This is a genomic window from Mycobacterium sp., assembly GCF_040509115.1.
Taxonomy (GTDB): domain Bacteria; phylum Actinomycetota; class Actinomycetes; order Mycobacteriales; family Mycobacteriaceae; genus Mycobacterium.
The window spans coordinates 1-3,400 of record NZ_JBEVLO010000565.1 but is presented as its reverse complement, the minus strand read 5'-3'; the positions used below and the strand labels follow the sequence as shown (position 1 = coordinate 3,400).

At 66.5% G+C, this 3,400-nt stretch carries 3 protein-coding genes; 1 reads left to right on the top strand and 2 read right to left on the bottom strand.

What is annotated here, in order from left to right; genetic code table 11:
• Positions 1-1,183 (bottom strand): molybdopterin-dependent oxidoreductase (locus tag ABW137_RS37435; RefSeq protein ID WP_526408320.1); only part of this gene is annotated, 1,183 nt, incomplete at its 3' end.
• 118 nt (positions 1,184-1,301) lie between these two features.
• A complete protein-coding gene (locus ABW137_RS37430) occupies positions 1,302-2,405 on the bottom strand; it encodes an NHL repeat-containing protein (protein ID WP_526408318.1) in 1,104 nt (367 codons plus the stop codon).
• Positions 2,406-2,528: 123 nt separating this feature from the next.
• On the opposite strand from ABW137_RS37430, the gene ABW137_RS37425 reads away from it, so the two are divergent.
• Positions 2,529-3,400, top strand: an 872-nt coding sequence (locus ABW137_RS37425; RefSeq protein ID WP_526408316.1) for a glutamine synthetase III domain-containing protein, incomplete at its 3' end; no start/stop codon positions are given.

Genomic DNA, 3,400 nt, shown 5'->3' with positions numbered 1-3,400 from the left:
TGAGCTCGGAGATCATCGGGACGGCATGCCGGTGCTGGGTCAGGCCCATCGCCCAGCACGCGACCGTGCGCTCGGACGAGATCAGCATCTGCGCGAGCCGTTCCAGCTGAGCGCGGTCGATGCCCGTGGCCTCGAGCACCAGGTCGAGGTCGACCTCACGGGTCTGGGCTTCGTAGGCCTCGTAGTTGAAGCAGTGCTCGGCGATGAAGTCGCGGTCCACGACGGTGCCGGGGGCCTTGTCGTCGGCTTCGAGGAGAAGCCGGCCCAACCCGGCGAACAAGGCCATGTCCCCGCCGAGCCGGATCTGGACGAACTCGTCGGCGATGCCGATCCCGTGCCCGATCACGCCGTGTACCTTCTGCGGATCCTTGAACCGCATCAGACCGGCCTCGGGCAGCGGGTTGATCGCGATGATCTTGGCGCCCTTTTCCTTGGCCTTTTCGAGTACCGACAGCATTCTTGGGTGGTTCGTTCCCGGGTTCTGCCCGGCGATGACGATGACGTCGGCGTCCTCAAGGTCTTCGACGGTGACCGAGCCCTTGCCGATGCCGATCGATTCGACCAGCGAGGCGCCGGAGGACTCGTGGCACATGTTCGAGCAGTCCGGCAGGTTGTTGGTGCCGAAGCTGCGGACCAGCAGTTGGTAGAGGAAGGCAGCCTCGTTGCTGGTCCGCCCGGACGTGTAGAAGACGGCCTCGTCGGGACTGTCGAGCGCGTTGAGGTGCTGGGCGATCACGTGGTAGGCGTGGTCCCAGCTGATCGGCCGATAGTGGTCGTCGCCGGGACGGAGCACCATCGGATGGGTCAGCCGACCCTGCTGGCTCATCCAGTACTCGGGACGATCGTTGAGATCGGCGAGCGAGTGCCGCGCGAAGAACTCGGGGGTGACGACGCGTTTGGTCGCCTCCTCGGCCACTGCCTTGGCGCCGTTCTCACAGAATTCGGCGAACTTGCGGCCGCCGTGCTCCTCCGGCCATGCGCAGCCGGGGCAGTCGAAGCCCTTGCGCTGATTGAGCCGGACGAGGGCGGCGGCCGTCCGGAGCGGACCCATGGACGTCAAGCCGCGCTGCATGGAGACCATCACCGCGCGAACCCCGGCCGCTTCGTGCTCGGCACCCGAGGTGACGACCGCGTGTTCGTCGTACTTCACGGCGATGTCGTGGGTGACATCGCGCCCAGTCATTCGACGCCGAATTCCCATGCCTTCAATCTATCCCGCTATTCGACTGCTTAATCCCGGCGAGTGTGAAAATGACGACGCCTTTCTCGGGATACGCGTCGTCAGATTCACAGTCGAGCCACTAGTTGGGGGTGGTCTCGATGATCTGAACCACCCCGCCGGACACGCCCGCGACGAACAGCTTGCCGGTCGTCGAGTCGACGCCGAGGGTGTACGGGTTCTGCACCGTCGGGAGGCGCTGCACCTCCCGTGGCGTGGCGTCGGCCATGTCGTATCCGATCACTTCATTGGTGCCCGACGACGCCACCCACAGCCGGTCACGCACGGTGTCGTAAGTGATGCCGTACGGCCCGCCGGGCTGCGCGACTTCACCGATCTGCTTGGGGACGGTGTCGAAGACCCGCACTGCGTCGCCTCGGGTGTCGGCGGCGATCAGTCGGCCGTGCTTGTCGGCCACCAAGTGGGTGGGACCGTCGCCGGCGGGTGTGGAGCCCACGATGACGAGCGCGTCGGTGTCGTAGATCGTCAGATCGTTCTTGCGCACGTCGAGAAGGCCCATCGACGAGCCGACGGACGCCAGGCCTGCGGGCTGCACGCTGTCGGTGAAGACCTTCACGATGTCGTCGCCGCGGATCACCGTCGTCGTCCCGCCGTGCTCGTTGGCCACGAACACCGTCCCGTCGGGTGCCTCGGACGCATCGTGGGGGACCGTGCCGGTGATGATCTGCGGTTGGGCGTTCCCCCCGGGCAGGTCGACCCGCACCAAGGCGTTGGCGCTCTCGACGGGGACGAGTACGGGTCCCCCGGGTTTGGCCAGTTGGAGGTGCCGGACGGCGCCGGGCAGCGCCACGCGGTTGACGATCTCGTCGGTGTCGGCGTTGATGAGGACCAATTCGTTCGGATGCCGCTTGGCGACGGCAACGGTCCGCGTGACGGCGTCGACGACCACTCCCTCTGGCGCGTCGCCGACCGGCAAGAGCCGGCCGGGCGGTGTGCGGCTCGGCGCGGGCGCTTGCTGCGGCTCGGCGGGTGGCGGAAGTGCGTCGGCGGGAGGTCGGGTGCCCTCGGTCGGCACGCCCGTCGGTAGCAGGCCGGTGGTGGTGGGTGTGGCGGCCGCCGAGCTGGACGTTGCTGACGGGCCCGGAGCCTGCGCTGGCGGTGTGCCGCCACATGCCGCGATGACGAGGGTTGCCGTGACGAGGAGCGGCATAGCAACGGCCTTCATGTTTACTGACTACCCGCATTCTGTCGTTGACGCGCGCGTAACAGTCCCGGAACGTGACGTTCCTAGTGTGGGCCGGTCTAGTCCGCGAATCAGTTGCGGACTCACGCGGTGATAGGAAGTCAATTGAGCGGAAATGCGGTCCGTCTGCAGGCGATCAAGAGTGTCGAGGGCTATGTACCTCCAGCGATCAGCTTCGACCCCACCGAGGAGCCCGGTGAGATCTTCGGCGCCAACGTCTTCACGCTGGCCGAGATGCGCCTGCGCCTGCCCAAGTCGGTGTACAAGTCCGTCGTCGCCACCATCGAGAAGGGCGCCAAGCTGGACCCGGCAGTGGCCGACTCCGTCGCCTCCGTCATGAAGGACTGGGCGCTCTCCAAGGGTGCGACCCACTACGCCCACGTCTTCTACCCGATGACCGGACTGACCGCCGAGAAGCACGACAGCTTCCTCGAGCCGGTCTCCGACGGCCAGACGCTGGCCGAGTTCGCGGGCAAGACCCTGATCCAGGGCGAGCCCGACGCGTCGAGCTTCCCGTCCGGCGGCCTGCGCAGCACGTTCGAGGCGCGCGGCTACACCGGCTGGGACGTCACCAGCCCGGCCTACATCTTGGAGAACCCGAACGGCAGCACGCTGTGCATCCCGACGGTGTTCGTCTCGATGACCGGTGAGGCACTCGATTACAAGACCCCGCTGCTGCGCAGCCAGCAGGCCATGGGCGCGCAGGCCGAGCGCATCTTGACGCTCTTCGGGCACAAGAACTTCGACCACGTCGTGTCGTTCTGCGGCCCCGAGCAGGAGTACTTCCTGATCGACCGGCACTTCTTCCTCGCCCGACCCGACCTGATCAACTCCGGTCGCACCCTGTTCGGCGCGAAGCCGCCGAAGGGTCAGGAATTCGACGACCACTACTTCGGAGCGATTCCCGACCGGGTGCTCGCCTTCATGATGGACACCGAACGTGAGCTGTTCAAGCTCGGCATCCCGGCCAAGACCCG

Bases quoted from the DNA above. Each gene is read 5' to 3' on its own strand.
- ABW137_RS37430 (WP_526408318.1), bottom strand. From the start codon at position 2,405: ATGAAGGCCGTTGCTATGCCGCTCCTCGTCACGGCAACCCTCGTCATC.